This is a genomic window from Streptomyces sp. NBC_00016 (genome assembly GCF_045040885.1).
Taxonomy (GTDB): Bacteria; Actinomycetota; Actinomycetes; order Streptomycetales; family Streptomycetaceae; genus Streptomyces; species Streptomyces coriariae.
In genome coordinates, this window is the sequence record NZ_CP108305.1 from 71,922 (window position 1) to 90,219 (window position 18,298).

18 protein-coding genes and 1 pseudogene are annotated in these 18,298 nt (G+C 67.6%); 13 read left to right on the forward strand and 6 right to left on the reverse strand.

Annotation, left to right across the window (positions count from 1 at the left end; all coding sequences use genetic code 11):
• Positions 1-72 precede the first annotated feature (72 nt).
• Both OG933_RS45450 and OG933_RS45455 read right to left on the reverse strand, forming a co-directional pair.
• Complete coding sequence (locus OG933_RS45450) at positions 73-1,311, reverse strand: IS701 family transposase (RefSeq protein ID WP_331731029.1); 1,239 nt, start codon at positions 1,309-1,311, stop codon at positions 73-75.
• A gap of 135 nt (positions 1,312-1,446) precedes the next feature.
• On the reverse strand, positions 1,447-1,977 hold the full coding sequence (locus OG933_RS45455; RefSeq protein WP_331730985.1) for a GNAT family protein: 531 nt from the start codon (positions 1,975-1,977) through the stop codon (positions 1,447-1,449).
• Between the two features lie 273 nt (positions 1,978-2,250).
• On the opposite strand from OG933_RS45455, the gene OG933_RS45460 reads away from it, so the two are divergent.
• Positions 2,251-3,438: a zinc-ribbon domain-containing protein gene (locus OG933_RS45460; RefSeq protein ID WP_405633777.1), complete on the forward strand. Its 1,188-nt coding sequence runs from the start codon at positions 2,251-2,253 to the stop codon at positions 3,436-3,438.
• 39 nt (positions 3,439-3,477) lie between these two features.
• Positions 3,478-4,277, forward strand: a pseudogene (locus OG933_RS45465) (IS5 family transposase); the annotation flags it as partial.
• Here OG933_RS45465 and OG933_RS45470 read toward each other — a convergent pair.
• On the reverse strand, positions 4,254-4,643 hold the full coding sequence (locus OG933_RS45470) for a hypothetical protein (protein WP_331730989.1): 390 nt from the start codon (positions 4,641-4,643) through the stop codon (positions 4,254-4,256). The pseudogene OG933_RS45465 and the gene OG933_RS45470 overlap by 24 nt on opposite strands.
• A gap of 83 nt (positions 4,644-4,726) precedes the next feature.
• Between OG933_RS45470 and OG933_RS45475 the strand changes: the two genes are divergently transcribed.
• Positions 4,727-5,074: a hypothetical protein gene (locus tag OG933_RS45475; RefSeq protein WP_331730991.1), complete on the forward strand. Its 348-nt coding sequence runs from the start codon at positions 4,727-4,729 to the stop codon at positions 5,072-5,074.
• A gap of 449 nt (positions 5,075-5,523) precedes the next feature.
• Here the strand turns inward: OG933_RS45475 and OG933_RS45480 are convergent, their stop codons facing one another.
• Positions 5,524-5,700, reverse strand: coding sequence for a hypothetical protein (locus OG933_RS45480; RefSeq protein ID WP_331730993.1), 177 nt, complete (start codon positions 5,698-5,700; stop codon positions 5,524-5,526).
• Positions 5,701-5,877: 177 nt separating this feature from the next.
• On the opposite strand from OG933_RS45480, the gene OG933_RS45485 reads away from it, so the two are divergent.
• From OG933_RS45485 to OG933_RS45530, 10 genes are all read left to right on the forward strand, one after another.
• The gene (locus OG933_RS45485) at positions 5,878-7,569 is read left to right on the forward strand and encodes a hypothetical protein (protein ID WP_405633779.1); all 1,692 of its coding nucleotides are present in this window, start codon (positions 5,878-5,880) and stop codon (positions 7,567-7,569) included.
• Between the two features lie 41 nt (positions 7,570-7,610).
• Positions 7,611-7,862 carry an ATP-binding protein gene (locus OG933_RS45490; RefSeq protein WP_331730998.1) on the forward strand — a complete coding sequence of 84 codons (252 nt, stop codon included), beginning with the start codon at positions 7,611-7,613 and terminating at the stop codon, positions 7,860-7,862.
• Between the two features lie 720 nt (positions 7,863-8,582).
• The gene (locus tag OG933_RS45495; RefSeq protein WP_405633781.1) at positions 8,583-9,272 is read left to right on the forward strand and encodes a hypothetical protein; all 690 of its coding nucleotides are present in this window, start codon (positions 8,583-8,585) and stop codon (positions 9,270-9,272) included.
• 48 nt (positions 9,273-9,320) lie between these two features.
• Positions 9,321-9,737, forward strand: coding sequence for a hypothetical protein (locus OG933_RS45500; RefSeq protein ID WP_310436807.1), 417 nt, complete (start codon positions 9,321-9,323; stop codon positions 9,735-9,737).
• A 298-nt stretch (positions 9,738-10,035) separates the two neighbouring features.
• A complete protein-coding gene (tap, locus tag OG933_RS45505) occupies positions 10,036-12,156 on the forward strand; it encodes a telomere-associated protein Tap (protein WP_331731004.1) in 2,121 nt (706 codons plus the stop codon).
• A gap of 4 nt (positions 12,157-12,160) precedes the next feature.
• Entirely contained in the window at positions 12,161-12,721 is a 561-nt protein-coding gene (tpg, locus tag OG933_RS45510; RefSeq protein WP_331731006.1) for a telomere-protecting terminal protein Tpg, read from the forward strand.
• A gap of 89 nt (positions 12,722-12,810) precedes the next feature.
• Positions 12,811-13,107: a DUF6247 family protein gene (locus OG933_RS45515; RefSeq protein ID WP_405633783.1), complete on the forward strand. Its 297-nt coding sequence runs from the start codon at positions 12,811-12,813 to the stop codon at positions 13,105-13,107.
• Positions 13,104-13,364 (forward strand): hypothetical protein, encoded by a 261-nt coding sequence (locus tag OG933_RS45520; RefSeq protein ID WP_331731010.1) that lies wholly within the window; start codon positions 13,104-13,106, stop codon positions 13,362-13,364. Before OG933_RS45515 ends, OG933_RS45520 begins: the two co-directional genes overlap by 4 nt.
• A 135-nt stretch (positions 13,365-13,499) precedes the next feature.
• The gene (locus tag OG933_RS45525; RefSeq protein WP_331731015.1) at positions 13,500-13,850 is read left to right on the forward strand and encodes a hypothetical protein; all 351 of its coding nucleotides are present in this window, start codon (positions 13,500-13,502) and stop codon (positions 13,848-13,850) included.
• A gap of 108 nt (positions 13,851-13,958) precedes the next feature.
• On the forward strand, positions 13,959-14,336 hold the full coding sequence (locus OG933_RS45530; protein ID WP_331731016.1) for a hypothetical protein: 378 nt from the start codon (positions 13,959-13,961) through the stop codon (positions 14,334-14,336).
• 463 nt (positions 14,337-14,799) lie between these two features.
• On the opposite strand, the gene OG933_RS45535 is transcribed toward OG933_RS45530, so the two are convergent.
• Positions 14,800-15,333, reverse strand: coding sequence for a hypothetical protein (locus tag OG933_RS45535; RefSeq protein WP_331731018.1), 534 nt, complete (start codon positions 15,331-15,333; stop codon positions 14,800-14,802).
• Between the two features lie 17 nt (positions 15,334-15,350).
• Positions 15,351-17,744 carry a Helicase associated domain protein gene (locus OG933_RS45540; protein WP_331731020.1) on the reverse strand — a complete coding sequence of 798 codons (2,394 nt, stop codon included), beginning with the start codon at positions 17,742-17,744 and terminating at the stop codon, positions 15,351-15,353.
• Positions 17,745-18,298: the final 554 nt, after the last annotated feature.

An 18,298-nucleotide genomic window follows, 5' to 3' on the forward strand; every position in this document is an offset into this window, starting at 1 on the left:
GAGTGAGGGAGGGCGCGTTCGAGGAGGCGTGAGGTCGTCTCGATCTAGTACTCCAGCCGTAGTTCGTGATCTTCATGCCTGCGCGGCTTGTCGTCGGTAGTGGCTGGCCTGAGATCGGGCCTGGTGGCGGCGTCGCCAGTGGGACCAGCTGAGCTGGTGGGCTGTGTCGTGGACGGGTCGGATGACGACAGTGATGAACAGGCGCTGGATTTCGTTGCAGGTGAGCGGTATGAGGTCGTCTGGTGCGGGGTGGCGGGCGTGTTCGTCGGCGCGGACGACTGCGAGGAAGGCGTGGGCGAGCATGGCGAGGGTGACCCAGCGGGACCAGGACGCGTAGCGGCGGACCTGGTGCTCGTCCAGTCCGGCCAGACCCTTGCCGGACTGGAACGTCTCTTCCACTCGCCATCTTGATCCAGCGACTCGTACCAGCGTGGCCAGCGGCACTGGCGCGGGTGAGTAGCAGCGGTAGTAGGCGAGTTCTCCGGTGGTGCGGTTGCGGCGGATCAGCAGCTGGCGGCTGTCTGTGGCGGGGTCGGGCAGGTCGATGGCGGCCCAGTCGTAGAAGCGGTGCCCCTTCGCCCCCGCTCCTGCGGACAGCTTCTGCCAGGCTCGCTTGGGCAGCTTCTTGACCAGGGTGTCCGCGCGGAACTTCCCGGCTCTGGTGGTGACTTCATGGGAGCAGGCCACGGCCAGCACGTAGCCGGTGCCGCGCTCCTCCAGCGCGGCACGCAGTGTCGGGTTGCCGCCGTAGACCTCGTCCCCCGCGACCCACGACGCCTGGTGGCCGGCGTCAAGGAACCGGATGATCATGCGGGTGGCCAGCTCCGGTTTGGTCGCGAACCCGGCTTCCTCGCCCAGCCCGGCGGCCCGGCAGCGATCGGGGTCGGCCGTCCAGGAGCGCGGGACGTACAGTTCCCGGTCCACCGCCGCATGCCCGCGCCGGCCGGCGTAGACCAGGTAGACCGCAACCTGGGAATTCTCAATCCTGCCCGCGGTACCGGTGTATTGCCGCTGGACGCCGACCGTGCGCGTGCCCTTCTTCACGTCCCCGGTCTCGTCGACCACCAGCACCGCCTGGTCGTCGTCGCGTAGATGCTCCACCACGTACTCGCGCACGTCGTCGCGTACCTGGTCGGCGTCCCACTTGGCACGGCCCAGCAAGTGCTGCATGCCGTCCGGGGTGGTCTCTCCGGCCCACTCGGCGATGGTCCAGCAGTTCTTGCGCGGCAGGTCCGACAGCAGCCCGAGCGCCAACTGCCGGACATGACGCCGGGGTTCGACCCGCGCGAACCGTCCCGATATCCGGTCCATCAGGCCCTCGAATGCCTCCTGCCAGCGGGCAGGGTCTACGCTGTGACCTGCGGCCACCGCATGATCGTTTGTCTTCACACACCGATGATCAACGGTGGCCGCACCCTTGCCCGAACAGGCCCCCCACCAGCAACATCACAATCTATCGCTGGGGCTCGGCCGCCATTCCGCTTCGAGGATGCTGAACATCTCGGAGTCCCGCCAGCCGTCCCGGATCAGCGCGGTGTGCCGATGCCGCCCCTCGTACGTCATGCCGAGCTTGCCCAGCAACCGAGACGACGCGAGATTGCGAGGGTCGCAGGTCGCGTAGATCCGGTGGAGTCCCAATTCCACGAACCCGCGCGACAGAAGCTCTTGTCCGATCGCCGTGCCCACGCCACGCCCCCAGGCCCTCGGGTGCACGATGTAGGCGATTTCGCCCTGACGATGGCGACGGCTACGAATGTGCAGCTCACCCATGCCGACGAGTTCGTTCTCGAAGCGAGCAATGTAGACGAATCTCTGCTGATGGGCGTGCGACCAGGCTTCGACGGCGGTTTGCACGAACGCGCGCGTCTGGTCCTCGGTATTCGGCCCCCAAGGCTGGTAGCGACAAGCCTCCTCAAGGCTGGCCCAGGAGTGCACTGCTTGCCAGTCGTCGAGCGCGAGCTTGCGCAAAGTCACCATGGATTGGCTCACAAGCGGATCTTGCCAGATCTCGTACGGGGCACGAGCCCGGACTTCGGTAGCCCGCCACCGCCGTCAGACCGAGCCCCACAGACCTGCGTCACCTTGCGCCAAGTCACGATCTACGGCTGGAGTACTAGGTGCCGGCGGTGGTGAGGTCTTGGCCGCGGGAGCGGAAAACGGTTTCTGACGTCTCCTGCCGGGAGCGGGGTCGTTGTCCCAGGTGAGGTGCCAGGCCAGAGAGAGTCTGGCCGGGGAGTGAGGAGGGGTGGCGTGGCACGTTCGCTTGGGGTGTCGCTGGTCGAGGCGTATCCGCAGGTCGCCGCGATGTGGTTGCAGGAGCGCAACGGAGGGCTGACCCCGGCGAAGGCGACGCCGAAGATGCAAGTCGCGGTGTGGTGGCGGTGCGCGGCAGGGCACGAATGGGAGGAGAGCATCTCCAACCGGACGGCGCTGCCGAAGTGGAAGGGCGGCGATGTCGCGGCCTGCCGTGAATGCGTCGGCTACAAGGTCTCCTACTCCTATTCGGACTGCGGGCATACCTCGATGGTCACGCCGGAGGCCGCGGCGAAGAAACGGGGACGCTGCTGGAAGTGTTCCCAGGAGTGGTGGCAGGCCAACGAGAAGCGCCTGAAGAAGGAGCTGTCCACCGCGGCGAAGGCTGCCGCCGGGCGCGCGGGAACGCTGCTGGACGCCGTATCCGTTCCCGCCGACATTCCGGAACCGCTGATCACCGAGTGGCGATGGTGGGCGGCCAAGCACCTTCAGGGCGCCATCGCCGCCGAGGAGAAGATGGGCAGGGAAGGCCGAACAGGTGAGGTTCTGGCCCACGTCACCGAGACAGCCGCCCGGCTGCTGCCGACGATGGAGGAGGCCGGGCGTGCGGCGGCCAACGGCGGGGTGCTGCGGCTCCTGGACCAAGCGCACTGGGCCGAGGGCTGGCTCCACCAGCTCACCGGCCGCGCAGCCCGGAGGGTGGACAAGGACGCCCTGGAGAACATGGCCTGGCTCATGGGCGAGATCCTCGCCGCCTGGTCGCAGCGCGCCGCCGAGGCCGTCGCCGCAGACCGCGCCAAAGGACACGGGCCGCCCGCCACCGCCGAAGTCACCCGGGTCCTGACCCGGGTCGTGCTCTCCTTTAAGGACGAGTTGCTGCGCGACAGCGCGCTGGCGCCCTTCGCCCGCGCCTACAGGGAACTGCGGCTGCCCGTGGTCCCGGACGGCAAGGGCCGCTACGGCCGGGCGGACGTGGTGGTCTGGGTGCCCGGAGGGTTGAACTTCGTGATCGAGATCGACTCGGCGCCGAACCCGGCTTCTGCCGAGAAGCTCGCCTTCGCTCGTGACGCCGGTGCCTTCCCGCTGTGGGTCCGCTTCGGTAAGGGCGGCGTCGAGAACATCGACGGCGTGATGGTCCTCGACATCCGTGACGCGGTTCGGGGTGTGTGCGATGCGGGCGCTTAGACATCGTTTCTTTTGGTGTGGTCGTTCGTTGATCCGTGCATGACGGATCTGGTTGGACGGTTGGTGCCGGACGAGTTGTGGGTGCTGTTCCGGCGGGTGGTGCCGCCCGTCGAGGTGAACCGTCCGCAGGGCGGGGGCCGACGGCGGGCCGGCGATCGGGAGACTCTCGCCGCGATCATCTTCGTGGCCACCTCGGGCTGCACCTGGCGGCAGTTACCGCCGGTGTTCGGGCCGGCCTGGCCCACGGTCTATCGACGCTTTGCCCAGTGGAGCCGGGACCGGGTCTGGGCCAGGCTGCACCGCGTCGTGCTGGACGAACTCGGCAGCCGGGGAGAGCTGGACTGGTCACGTTGCGCAATCGACTCCGTCAGTGTCCGGGCCGCAAAAGGGGGCTATTGACCGGACCGAATCCGACCGACCGCGGCAAGTTGGGATCGAAGATTCACCTCATCACTGACCGGAGCGGACTGCCGCTGTCACTGGGCATCTCCGGCGCCAACATGCACGACAGCCTCGGCCTGAAGCCGCTCGTGCGGGGGATACCCCCGATCAGCTCGCGCCGCGGGCCCCGCCGCCGTTGCCCCGCCAAGCTCCACGCCGACAAAGGCTACGACTACGACCACCTGAGGCAATGGCTTCGTGAACGAGGTATCCGCCACCGCATTGCGCGCAAAGGGGTCGAGTCGTCCATGCGGCTCGGCCGTCACCGCTGGGTGGTCGAGAGAACCGTGTCCTGGCTGGCAGGCTGCCGACGCCTGCACCGCCGCTACGAGCGGAAACCAGAACACTTCCTCGCCTTCGTCGGCCTGGCAGCGCTATTGATCGGATACCGCCGCCTGACCAACCCCGTCAGGGGGCCTGAGCCGTTTCTGCTGAGGATCGAAACAGACCAGCCCCATCGAGTCCGCGAGTGCCGCAGCATACGCAGAGACCTCTTCGGCCATGCTCCAACCCAATGGAATGTAGGCGAACGGGCCGCTGGCTCCCGCGATCAACGGCCATCCAGCCCAGGGCGAGGCGTCCCCGTCCACAGACGCGTCACCCCACCGCTCTACTAGCGCGGCAAGATAATCCGCGATGCGCTCGGTCGGAGGATGGTCTGCCTCTGCGTCCAAGTAGCGGTCGTAGAGGTCAGTGAGGGCTCGGCGAGCCGTCCTCACATCCGCCGGCCGCTCTCCCTCCCATACGGCCAAGTCGTAGCTCATGCCCGGAGGCTCTCACACCGCTAGGACAAGGCGACACCGGCGGCCAGCAAGCACCAAAGGAAACGGCGTCTTAGGCTGCATGCATGATCGTCCGCTGCACGCACATCATCAGCCCGGTGACCGGCAAGGTCGAGAACGATCACCCCGGCATCCGTATCGGCACGGAGTACCCCGTGCTGGAGGTGCTCACGAAGCCGGACCAAGTGCTGCTCCGCATCCCCGATCGGCTCGACACCACGGAGTATCGGGACACCCCGAGCCTGTGGGACGCCGCAATGTTCACGGTGGTCAGCGATCGGATGCCGAGATGCTGGGTGGCAGAGCTGGAGGAAGGCCGGCTGACCCTGGCGCCGCGCGCATGGCAGCGCCCGGCTTCTGGGAGGACTACTTCGACGACATGCCTGCTCCTGTCGAGGAGTACGACCGGCTGAAGGCTGAGATCCTCGCCGACTCCTGATCACCGGACGCTGACCAGATGACGGGCGCTTCGTGTATCCCGAGCAGGAGGCACCCAGAACACCTGACGAGCCTGCGGCCATCCCACGACCACAGTTACGGGACAACCCTTAGCTGCCGGTCCAAGGCTGCCTTTGAACCCAGCAGCGTGATGGCACCGCCGATGACTACGCCGACGATGCCCGAGAGAGGGGAAACCCAGTCCATGAGCTCAGTGTCGTGTCTCCGGGGCCGGTTGAGGTGTGTTTCCGTATAGGTCTGCCGGTGGCACCGGGCACGGGGCGCGCCCGCTGGACGCGGCCGTCCTCGACACCGGTCGCAGCATCGACGGCGGCGGCAACGGGCCGGGGCCTTGCGGTCGTTCTCCCAGGGCGGACGACCGGGCGATACCCACCTCCTCGTCGGGGCGCGGCAAACGGCAGGCTCACTGTTCGTTGGCCGGAGGTACCGGCTTTGCTGCCAGCGTCACACGGCGTCGCCGGCGGGCGCGCCACCCGGCTGCCGCGGCTGCGGCAACAGCGGTGGTGAGCAGCTGGGCGGGCAGTTGAGTCAGAAGTCCGTTCAGCATCAGGCGAACAGCATGCTGAAGAAGATCGGTCATCGGTAGGGTCTCCAGAACGTGCGTGCGAATGGCATGCCGGGCTGCGATGTTCCGCCGCAGCCCTCGGTGTGGTGACCACGGTGCGTCGTCCGCCCGGAGCGCGTCGACTTGTCCGGCCTCACGCCAGGACAAGACCGGACGGGATCCGGTTGTCCGTGACAAGTGAGGAGCAGCAGGTTGGCTTACCCGAGCCGACGCACCCGGCCCTGGGGGCCGTTGAAGGGCGGCAACGCGCAGGCCAACGAGACAGCACTGCTGCTTCGGGCGTGGCTGGACGCCGCAGGCATGACGGTCGACGACCTCCGCGCCCAGCTGACCGCCGAGCATTTCCGTGACGGGCGTGTCCCCAGCCGGACAACGGTCGCCGAGCGGCTGGCGGGAGTGAAGCTGGACGAGGATTTCGTCCAGGCGGTCGCGGACGCGTGCTCCCGCGACGCCCCCGAGCGAGATCGCCTACTGCAGGAGTTCCGCGCTCTCAAGGGCATCCACGGCCGTTCCGGTTCGCAGCCCGAGTCCTTACCGATCCGCCCGGCCGAGCCGGGCGCCCGTGCGGACCTCACCGAGGAACTGGTGCAGGTCCAAAGACGGACCCTGGCAGTGCACGACAAGCTGCTGCGGGCCTGGGAACGGGCCGCAGACCTGGAACGCGAACGAGGCAACGCCAACCGGATGGTGGTGGTGCTGCTCACCATGGTGGACAAGCTCCACCGTGACACCGAATCCCTCACCGCTGAACGCGACCGGTTACGCCGCCACACGCGCCGGCCCGAACTGCTGGAGAAGGTCCGCGAGCGCCTCGCCCGCAGCGAGATCCAGCGCAAGAGGGCCGAGGACGAACTCAGGCGCGCCCAGACGGAGCGACACAAGGCCGACCGCCTGGCCGAACAAGCCGCCGAACAGGTCCGGGCCCTAACCGAGGAACTCGAACGGCTGCGACACCAGAGCGGACAACCGGACAACTCTCCCCTACAGACGGTGCTCACTCCCCGCTCCACGAGCCGGGAAACCGCTGACGCGGACGCAGACGACATCGACGAGGCGCTGGCCAAGGCCGCCCGGCACCTGGACGACGGGGCCGAGCGCCTCGAACGCCTCGCGCAGGACCTACACCAGGACAACCCACCGGACATCCTCGCCGACGGCACCCCCACCGTGCCGGTGCAGCCTGAACCAGACGAAGCCGGTAACTGTGCCACCGGCGATGAGGAGACCCATGTCGAACGCATGACACGGGAAGTACTCGAAATGTTCCGCAAGATCAGGAAACTGCCGGTCCGCTTCACCGCGCTTGCTACGAGAGACGCCGAATTCGTCCTCGGCGGCATGCGTATTCTTCTCGCTTCGGACGACGACTTCGCGATGGCCTTCGAACTGCTCGACATCGCCGGAGCACGGGGTACCCCCACCCATGTGGCCGCCCTGACCGCCGGGCTGCGCAGGATGGCCGGCGCCAGCTACGCCTTCCACCTGCTCAGCACGGTCGGACGCGACCGCTCCCCAGACGACATCGTCGTCATGGCCGACACGCTGCGTCTCCTCGCCCAGGAAGCGGATGCCTACCAGATGTTGGCCGCAGTGGGGCGCGAGCGGCAGGCCCAGACCATTGCGCCCGTCGTGGAAGCCCTCAACAGCATGGACGCCGGGTGGGTGCTGGAAGCAGTGCTCCGCGACCGCAGCGCGTACGAGGTCGCGGTGGTCGCCCACGCACTGAACAAAGACGGCTATAGCGAGTACGCGTACCAGCTCGTGCCCAACCCGTTTCCCGAGTGGCGTACGCCTTCAGACGTGCATTCCTCGCATGACACCCTCGTGCTTCGTCTGCCGCAGTCGGAGTACCCGATCGGGGGTGACAGAACAGACCTGCTGTAGCTGATCAACAGCCGGGCACAGCCGGGCCATCAAGAGATGAGATGCGGGAGCGCAGCCGCCAGACGGGGAACCTGACCCAGTCGGTGGGTAGCGAGCTGGTCACCAACGCCTGCAAGTACGCCCCCGGCTCGATCCTGGTGGAACTGCGCATCAACACCCGCGCCGTGGATCTCGTCGTGTGGGACAGCGACCCCACTGTGCCCGCGGCCCGGCCCGCCGACCCCGACAGAACCGGTCAGCACGGCCGGCAGGCGTTCGGCCGCGCAGCCCCAGCCGTAACTGCTCCGTTTTGAGCGATCCGGCGTCATCGCTCTTGTCCCCCCTTGATCATCAATGCAGAGGGAGGAGGAACGCCGCGGCAGCACGCGGGTGACGGTCTGAAATGCAGATGGCGTGGCTGAGGCAAGGAAGTGGTGCAGGTGGCCTCCGTTCCTGGTTGCCTGTGTGACCCACTGTTCGGGCTGGCTTTCGGTGGTACAGGTCCACGATGGGTTGTTCGGGCTGTGGGTAGAGACGGGCAGTCTGCCGGTCGCCATGTCGACGGCCCTGCAGTGCGTGGGTGAGGGTGCTCTTTAAGAAGAGACAGCCGCGCCCATTCGCCTCTGACCTGCATCTTTAGATGGATCATGGTGTCCTGCGGAGCACATTTGAGGCCCGGAAATGTCAACGTGGCGAGCACATTCGGCCCCGAAACTCAAGCTGTGGTTGATCTTCTGCGGCCTGGGGTTGCGCCGGGGAAGTCCGCAGGTCAGGGCGATGCAGCGAGGCGTCGAAAGCTGCGCCCTGCCTGGGATGTCGAGCGGGGAGTGTGCCGCAATTCCGACACAGGAAATCAAGCTTTGCTTGATTAGTGTGGCCGGACGGCACTGAATCTCCATGCCTCGTTGAGTTCCTGAGCCGTCATGCGGGAGGAAGCGTTCCTGGCGGACCCCCGGCGCGTCCCTGCACCAAAAGACAAGCCCTGGTTGATTTTTGGGCTAGTCTCTGGAGCGCCTGAGTAACAAGGAGGTCCTGTGACATCTGATCCGCCAACACCCCGGAGCCCGCGCCCTCGTGCGGTCCCCGACGGAACTTCCGAGGACGTCGGGTTCGACGACCTCCTGCAAGTGCTGGGCGAACAGCTCAGCCAGGCCAACCCGAGCGCCGATCCCCGCGACCGCCGCAAGCTGAAGAACGTCACCTTCGAGTACGAGACCGACCACCGAGCCGTCCACGACATGGCGGGCGACGCCGGCTACAGCCTCGCCTCGAACTGGTTCACGCAGCTATTGGCGCAGTTGGCCGTCGCCAACAGCATCACCAAGTCTCAGCTCTGCGTGTTCCTCTACGTGGCCGGCGGTCAGGAGCGCGGCACCGGAATCGCCGCGTACACCCAACAGGAGATCACCGACGGCCTGAACAGGCTTGCGGCCAAGAAGGGCGGGAAGCGGATCACCCGTTCCACGGTGAACCGCGCAGTCCGGGCCCTGGTCGGCTACAAGTGGGTGGAACAGGCCGGAAACGGCGTGATCCAGCTGAACGTGAAACTGTGGTTCCACGGCAACAGCACCGCCCAGCACGCCGTCCTCGATCAGATCGCCGCCCAGCACGATCGCGATCCGGAAGCCTTCCCCAACGCCATCGGACCCGACGTGCACCAGGAAGAGCTGGACCTCGAGTTCACCCAACAGGGGTACTACAACAGAGGGAAGCGCACCGGGTGATACACGTCCACCAACTGTCCCGCTGTCGTCGACGAGGAAGGGGTACCGATGGCTGAGGTCCTGTCCCCGGTCGTATCCGAGCGCATCTGGGCACTCCCGATCTCCGGATCCTCGGTGAAGTTCTACAACTACCTGCTCTACCGCTCCGACTTCGGCGGCCACCTGCCCATAAAGCAGAAAGACATGGCCCGCGAGTACAGCGTCACCCCGCAGGCCGTCAGCAACCTCATGGCGCCGCTGTGCGACCTTAACATCGTGCTGCGCCCGAAGAACGAGGACGGCGGCAGGGGCAACTCCTACCGCTTGCATCCCCTCGCGGCCAAGTACGCCAGTCCCGAGGACATGGAGAACTCTTTCCGGCAGGCCATCGCGAGCATTAAGGCCGGCGACCTGCCCAACCTCAAGCTGCCCTCCTACGCGACGGTGCCTCCCGCCGAGGGACGCCCCAACCTGCAGGTGGCCTGACCGCACAAATACAGGGGCCCCGCCGACGTATCGGCGGGGCCCCTGTGCCTGAGTAAAAGGTTGTGACTGCACTATACCCATGTCCGACGGCTGCCATCCCGCCAAGTACGCCTTCCAGGTCACACTCTGCGGACCCTGGCGCTTCACCGCGATCGCGGAGCCCTCCTTCAGGACCAGCCGCCAGCCGTAGAAGATCAGCAGCCATGAGCTCGATGCTGCACCAGGATCCGATCTGGCTAAGTGAGGAGATAAATAATTGGGTTAAATTCTGCTAGGGTCTCAGGTGGAGGAGGCGTGTATGGCAACCAGTGAGGAAGAGTTGTTCGCGTCTGTGGACGCGCTGCTCGAGGAGGAGCCGCAGCTTCCGCCGCCTGCGGAGCGTGCGCGGCTGCGTGAGGCCGCGGGCATCACGCAGGCCCGCCTGGCGGCAGCGATGAAGACGTCGACGCAGAGCATCAAGAACTGGGAGAACGGCCGGAGCGAGCCGAAGGAGCCGCGTCTGTCGGCCTACCGGCGGCTGCTGGACGGCTGGACGGCGAAGCACCCCGCACACGGCCCCGCCCCGGCTGCCGATCCCCACTCGGAGACGGTTCCCAAGACGTCCACCAGCCCGACCGCACCTGCGGCGCCCGCGACGCAGACCGCCGCGCCGGTGGAGATGTCCGCTATGCCGGTCGCGCCGGAGAGTCCGGCCGCCCGCCCTGCGACATCGTCCCGTCGCCCGGCCCCGAAGAAGACCGCCGGACCCGCCCTGGACCCGCGGTTCCCGCACGGTCCGCTCGCCGTGCTGGACGGCGACGGCTCCGCGTACGGCGTCGACGGCATCGTGCTCGACTGCCCAGCACGCACCATCCCCGAATTGGTGGAGTGGACGCTGCGCGAGTCCGGCCTCGGTGCGCCGAAGCTCAACCGCTACGGCAAGGACTCCGACCCGCTGATCATCCTCACCGCCGCGGCCGCCGTGAAGCTCGGACTCCCTGAGCGTCTGGAGGGCCACGAGCAGCGCCGCTCCCTGCGCCTGCCCGCCGACCACCCGGTGGTCAAGCAGGTGGTCAAGGCGAAGTGGCAGCTCACCCAGCGCGGGTTCGGCCCCTGGGCGCGGATCTACCGCAAGGCCCAGGGCCGCGAGCGGCAGTGTGTGCAGCTGGCGGTGCTGTCCTGGGACGCCCTGGATGAGCGGTCGTGGCCCGGTGTTGCGGACATGGAGCCGGCCGACATCGCCCGCGTCCTCGGGGTCTATGCGAACCGGGTCATTACCCCGCGCGGCTCCACCGCCGTCTCGGGCCTGGAGCTGATGACCGCGCTGCGCCCGCCGACCCGGGCCGTGCAGGATCGCGCGACCGGGAACTGGGTTTCCGGCCACAACCCCGGCAGCCTCGGGACGGAGCCGATGGACCCGGCGCCGCCGGAGGCCACCGCCGAACACCCGGTTGTCGTCAACTCCGGCTGGAGTGGCGGCTTCCTGAACGAGGAGGCCTACCAGTGGGTGCGCGACGTCGACCTGCTGAGCGATGAGGAGTGCACGCTGCCGTATGCGGTAGGCCTGGACCTCAACACGGCATTCCTCGCGGCTGCGGCCCGCCTGGTCGTCGGCCTGTCCGCCCCCGACCACTTCCACGCTCCCGCCTTCAATCCGAAGATCCCCGGCTCCTGGTTGGTCGACCTCTCCCACATCGAGCTCGACCTCCGCCTGCCTTCACCGTTCACCCCGGACGGCACCCGCCCGACAGGGCCGGCCTGGTATCAGACGCACACCGTCGCCTACGCCCAGGAACTCGGCTACAACGTCCACCCCCTCGAGGCGTACCTGCGGCGCGAGAGCGGCGCGTACCTGGACCCGTGGCACGACCGGCTCAAGACCGCCTACGTCGACACCCTCGCCGACCTCGGCGTCACCAAAGACCTCGACGACCATCAGTTCCTCGCCGCGATGGAGCAGCACAAGCAGACCGACCCGGCGATGGCCGCCGTCCTGGCCGCCATCAAGGCGACGGTTAAGGGAGGCGTCGGCAAGCTGCGCGAGCGCCCCCAGGGCAAGTCCTACCAGCAGGGGGAGCGCTGGCCGGCGCTGGAACGCCCGACCTGGCGCCCCGACATCCGCGCCGCGGTCATCTCCAAGGCGCGGGTGAACATGCACCGCAAGCTCGCCAACATGGCCAGGATGACGGGCCTGTTCCCGCTCGCGGTGCTGTCCGACTGCGTCGTCTACCCGTCGCCGGGGGAGAGCCCGCTGGACTTCCTCCCCTACGCGGCCTCGGGCAAGCCCCAGCCCGGCGGGTTCCGCCTCGGGCCCACGCCGGGCCTGGCGAAACTGGAGGGTGTCCAGACGATGCTGTGGGCAGTCGACCTGATGGAGCAGGGCCTCAACCCAGCCCGTCACATCAAGGGCGGCGACGCCGTCCTGGACGAAGGGGAGTAGCGCCGTGGCGGGAGAGATCGAAGACGCCATCGAGCGCGCCGACCGCGAGTCGTTCACCCAGGAGCCCCCCAGGACGTTGAAGGGCCGGATCGGCTTCCTGATCCGGCAGTTGGGCAGTGCGAAAGCGGTGGCGGCGGAGATCGGTGTCACCGCCGACTCGGTCAACCGCTACCGGCGCGGCGCCCGCAAGAACCCGCCCCCGGACATTGCGGCGAAGGTCGATGAGGCGGTGCGGCAGCGCTGGCAGCCCCGGGTCCGCAAGCGCCGCCGCCGGCAGGCCGCCATCGCCACCGGCGTCACGGTGGAGACGAGGGCCCGCTTCGGCTACACCGCACCCGTCGGCACGACCGAGGACGGACGGTTCCGCCGCCTCACCGTCCACCTCCCCCCGGCCTACGCCCAGCGCCTCTTCGACGCCCGCGACCAGGGCGCCGGCGACCAGGAGATGCACGCGATCATCGCCGAAGGCTTCAAGGACATCTACTTCCAGGACGGCGGAGTTCGCGCACAGGGCCTCAGCGACGTCGAGATCAACAACATCGACTACCTCGACCTGGACTACTGATGACGCCGACGGAAAACGATCTGCCCATCCCCGCCTCTACGGCTTCTCGTCGCGCGTACCGTGGCGGGAGGACCTGCCAGGAGGTGCCGATGAGCGCACAGCCCGAACAAGCCCCCGCCCCGCCGGCCCCGGCCGCCGCCGCCCAGCTGCTCGCACAGCTGCGCGCCGACCGCCGCGCCGAAATGTGGGTGCCGGCCTTCGAGCGGGACTGGGCCAAGGCCCTGGAGGACTCCCGCCACAGCTACAGCCTCACACCGCTGCACGACATCGTGCGGACCTGGCAGCTGCGTGCCGCCGCGGCCCCGGCCGTCGACGCCTACATGGACTCCGGCCGCGACGAGTCCGGCTTCGTGGACCTGGACGACGTCCTCGGCACCCGCCCGTGACCGATCAGGCGTGGACGGTGCGCCTGTCCCCGCAGGCGGCAAATGTGCTCACCGAGCTCCCCGCGCCCGCCAAGGAGATGGTCCGCGACGTCCTCGACATCGCCGTGCGATCCCCGTGGGGCTGGCCCCAGTGGAACGCCGGGGACCCGGAAGGCGAGGACGTCCGCGCTGCCTCCATCGGACAGCTGTCCGTCGTCTACGTGATCAACCGGCTGACCCGGCGCCTGTCCGTCCTGGATGTCGTCTGGATCGGGTAGTCGCCCGTGAGTACGCCCCCGACCGGCCCCGGCGATGCTGTGGGCGGGCCGAGCATCGTCGACTGCGGGCTACTCAGGACGATCTAGGTACTCGCGCACAAGCGCAGCACGGGACCCGCTGCCTAGCATCCGGCCATGAGTTCCGTTGAGCAGACAGCCGGGTCGAGCAAGCAGCTGACGGTGCGGCAGCAGCCGCGGGGCACGACATCGTTTGTGCTGGGCGCTGCCGCCGTCGCGATGATGATGTGCCCGTTTCTGCCTGCCTGGGTTCCGAACGAGGTCCGCTTCTTTCCCGTGTACTTCATCGTGCCCGCGGGGATCGGCGCGGTCGTCTGCGGCCTTGTCGCGCTGCGCAGGGCGCGGGGCCAGGAGGAGGCGACTCCCTCCCGGGCGCGGGCCGGAGTCGCACTCGGCACGACGGCGGTTGTGCTGTCGCTGGCCGTGATCTGCTGGGCGATCTGGGCGCTGAACCAGGCCTACCAGTAGAGGCCAAGTACCCAGCCCGGGAATGAGTGGGCAATCCCTACGCCAGGCCGGGGCCGCAGGCATTGTCCTTGCCGTGTCCTGCCAACGGTCTGTGACGCTGTCCTGATCATGGACGGCTACGAACACCTTGACCTGGCTCACGGAAATGGCGTCCTGCTACCGATGGCACGTGCCATGACCGACAGCTTCTCCTACAAACTTCCTGCCAACACTGTCCGTGCCTACCAGGAGGTACTGCGCTTGGGAGGCGATCTGCACTTGATGCAGGAGGCACTCACTGAGATCGTGAGCGACTTCGTGGACAGCGACCTTCGCAGAACTGACCTGGAATGGGTGCCTCTCGAAGGAGTGAGATGGAGTGCTGAGACACGCTGGCCTGCCATGTGGGACGAACGGGTGCGCCGGGCCTCGGAACCTGAAGGGCCAGGCGTATTTGTTGTCCGCGCCGAGCCAGAGCGCTGTTCACCTGCACTCACGATCCTGTGATCTGCTACGCCGCTGCACGGCGCTCACGCTGTGCAGGTCCCACCTGAGACACGACACAGTGCGCCTCACGCCACGTTGCTGTGCTGATCTCTGTGCCCACGCCACGCCTGTCATGGGTCAGTGCTGTCGGTGACCTTGGCGGGTGGCGCTGACGCACGGTTAGCAGTCGGCCGGGACACGGCGCCGTCCGGTGATGCCAAGCGGTGATGTGTCACCAGTGCGATCGGTTGGGCGAGCCGGTGGCGGGCAGCTGCTCTTGTCCGGTTCCGGTGCATCGGTGGCCGCCGGGCTGGCGCGGGGCATGGCTTGGTACAGGGCGTCGTGTTCGGACGGGTCGGGGAGGGGGCCGTGGGACGGGGCCTCGAAGGGCTGGATGTACGGGGGCGGCACATCCCCATGTGCACAGCGCCCGCACCATGTGCCCGGCTCCTCCCGCAGACGGGAGCAGCCAGCGTTGCGGAGACTACGGGACGAAGGCCTTGACACTCAGAGCGCCGTCATCGTCGATGCGTACCCGGTCGGCGAGTTGGGCCAGGACCTGCTCCGGGGCCAAGCCAGCCCGGGCCGCGAGGGCGCGCAGCCGACGGGAGACGTCCGCCGGCAGCCACACCTGTGCCCGCAGTTCGTCCCGCCCGCCCTGCCGTTCCAGCTCCCATGCCGCCCGCCGCACCGCAGCACCATGCCGCCGCTTCTCCCGGTCGTCAGCCGAGATTGTGCCCTCGCTGTCCATGGCCGGGTCATAGACAGCCCGTTCGGAAACGTCCAGCCACGCGGCGACCCGCCGCCACTCGGCATGCCGCGCTGCCCACACCTCCGCCAGGCGCGCGGGGTCAACGTCGTACGGATCCCGGTCGACGGGCCCGGTCGCCAGCTGCTCGAGGGTCTCTCGCTCCCGCCGCGCGGCCTCCGCCGTCTTCTCCGGCACCTGCGCGACGGTCAGCCCGTCGCCCTGGCGCCGGACAGTGTCGCGCGCCAGGTCCTCCACATTCCACACCATGCCAGCAGCCGCCCTTCTCACGTGGCCCAGTCGAGTCCGAGCGCGGCAAGCTGCGCGAGCCGGTCTCCGGGCAGTTTCGCCCTGCGCCCCTTGAGGTTCATGATCCACACTCCCAGCTTGATCGGGTGTTCCTCACCGTCGATCACGATCCGTTCGATGTGGGAGCGGCTGATCGGCCCCACCGTGCCCGTGCGGTCCTTGTACTGAGTCAGCGCCGCCAGACCCCGCTCAAAGGCGTCAGAACCGCCGCGAGGGGCCTTGCCGGGCGTCTCCGGCTCAAGCGCCAGCGGCGTGATGCCGAGCTCCTCCAGGAGCTCGCGCTGGCCATCCATGAGTCCTGCCCACACGCCCGGTTGGCGCTGCCGAAGGAGCCACCGTCCGACGTCCTGTCCTCCCACGGTGACGCCCGGCAGGAGCTTCGTTCCGGTCTCGTCGCGCAGCAGCTCGCGCACGGCGGCGTAGTGGCGTTGCCAGTCGGCCGGCCAGGCGGGGTTCCAGTCCGGGTCGATCGCCTCGAGCGCGGCCGCCCATTCCGGGTGCCCGTCCAGCGCCCCGGGCCGTCGGAGGTTCGCCAGCCACATTCCCAACGGCCGGTCCAGCACCGTGGCTGTCCGCGGAGCACAGAGACTGAACGCCTGCTCGTAGTAGACCCGCGCGGCCGCCAGGTTCTCCTGGAAGCGTTCATCGGCCGGCGACCACACCATCCCGAGTTGCTCGAGCCGGCGGGCGCGCTGGCAGGTCATCTGCCCGGCTCCGTACGCCCGTCGCTGTTCTGCCACCCACTGCCCGAGCGGTGTCGCGCCCTCCCGGTGCTCGTAGGGCACCCGAGCGTTCCCGACCCGCTCCACGTACCGCCGCAGCGCCGCGTAGCCGCGTGCCCAGTCCTGGCGTTCGGTGTCGATCACATTGAACGACACCCACTCCGCGACCATCACCGGATCCCTGGGGGCGGCAAAACGGAGCAGCAAACGTGATTCTTCCTCGCCCTCCTCCGGCGCGACACCGATGTTCACGGACGGCTGTGCGACGTCTTTCTGCGGCTCCTGCGGGATCGCGAGCAATTCGACGGCTTCTTCGTCGTGCGCGCGCAGGCCCTCCAGGACTTTCACCAGGGGCCGGTAGGAGCCGGAGGTGAACATGTCCTCAGGCTGCTCTCCGGGCTGTAGGAAGACGGGCACGATCAGGGAGGCGAGCTTGCCTTGTCCGGGCTTCTGCCGGAGTGCCCGGCCGATGGCCTGGACGATGTCGTGCGGCGCTCCCTTGGGGTCAAGTAGGGCAACCGAATCCACGCTTCGAATATCGACACCCTCGCCCAAAACACGACAGTTCGACAGCACAGCTCGCTGCGCCGTCGACCCGAACGAACCCAGGACCTCCCGCCGGCGCTCGGGGACGTGTTCGCCGCACAGCCAGTCCGCCCAAATCCGAGAGGGGTACGTCTCGGGCTGGTCGGCGTGCAGTTTCGCCGCGACGCGCTCCAGGCCCTCCGCGTACGCCTGCGCCTCGATCGTCCGATGATGGAACGTGATGCACGTCTGCAGGTTGTGCTGGCTCATGGTGTGCAGGAGCGCGGCCTGCAAGGCTCCCAGCCGCTGACCGCGTACCTCTTCGCTGCGCCGCTCCTCGCCCATCAGCCGTTCGGGGGTGACCACGGGGTCCTTCAGCTCCAGGACGATGATCTGATACCGCGCCAGCAAGCCTCGGGAGACGGCAGAGGCGAGCGAGAGCTTGTACAGGACGGGGCCGAAGACCTTCTCGTCATCCATGGAGGCCGCCATCTCCCTCGGCAGCGCATCCCGCACCCCCTCAGCAACCTCCCGGCTGAGCCGCTCCTCCCAGATTCGCGGCGTCGCCGTCAGGTACAGCCGCCTGTACGCCGGGATGACGGTCTGGTCATGGATATCCGCCCACGCCTTACCCATCGACCCACTTGTCCTGTGGGCCTCATCAACCACCGCGAGGTCTACTGGATCAAGCTTCTGACCGTAGACACCCTCGAACGCCTCCGCCAGCACCCCCAGCGACGCGTAGGTGGCGTAGATGGTCACGGGCCCGGAGCCGTGCCACAGCGCCAACTGGATCGGGTTCGTCGTGGAGCGCACCTTCAACGACCACAGCTCCGGGTCGTCCTGGAGAGAACACACGGCCACCGCCGGCCCCTTGTGCCCGGCCTCGTGCCACGCCCTCACCGTCTGCGCCAGCAGATCCAGCGTCGGCACCAGCACGAGCACACGCCCCCTGGGCACAAGCCGTTTCGCCGACGCGGCAGCCATGATGGTTTTCCCCGTCCCACACGCGGCGTGCACTTGTCCACGAAGACCATTCCAGGGAATACCACCCGGCGGAACATCAAGACCCCGCACAATGGCGGCAACGGCCTCGATCTGGTGATCACGCAGCTTCACGGCCATGCCCCATGTTCTCCTTTTCGCGGAATGCAGCGCGTAATAAAAAATGGAATCCAGGCGTAAGGTGCGCAGCGCTAGGGGTGTAGCATCTGATCCCAGACTCTACACAGTCACAACTTGTGATGCATCACCCGCACACCAACTTCGCACCCGAGGGTGACACAGTGACTCAATCTCACTCACGAACGGCCGTTTCCCTGTATGCTGACAGGCCATTGGCGGACATGCCGGGACGGTCAGACGATGGGGGAGGGGTTCAGGGTGGAGCGCAGCGGAACCCGTCACTACAACGAGGCCGGCACCCCGTCAGTCGACGGTCCGTCACATCCTTTACAGGGATGATGGCTGGGAATCCCAAGCCTTACACAGTCCCGCGCGCGATGCACCCCCCCTACTGCCAGCCCCAGGAATCCCGCTTGCGGGATTCCCCCAATTCGCGCTTGCGCGAATTGGCACACACCTAGAATTCCGCTTGCGGAATTCGATTCCCGCGCTTGCGCGGGAATCTGGCGGAGCGTCAGCGGAGCCGTTCCCTATGCAGCGCGCCAGCGCTGCAT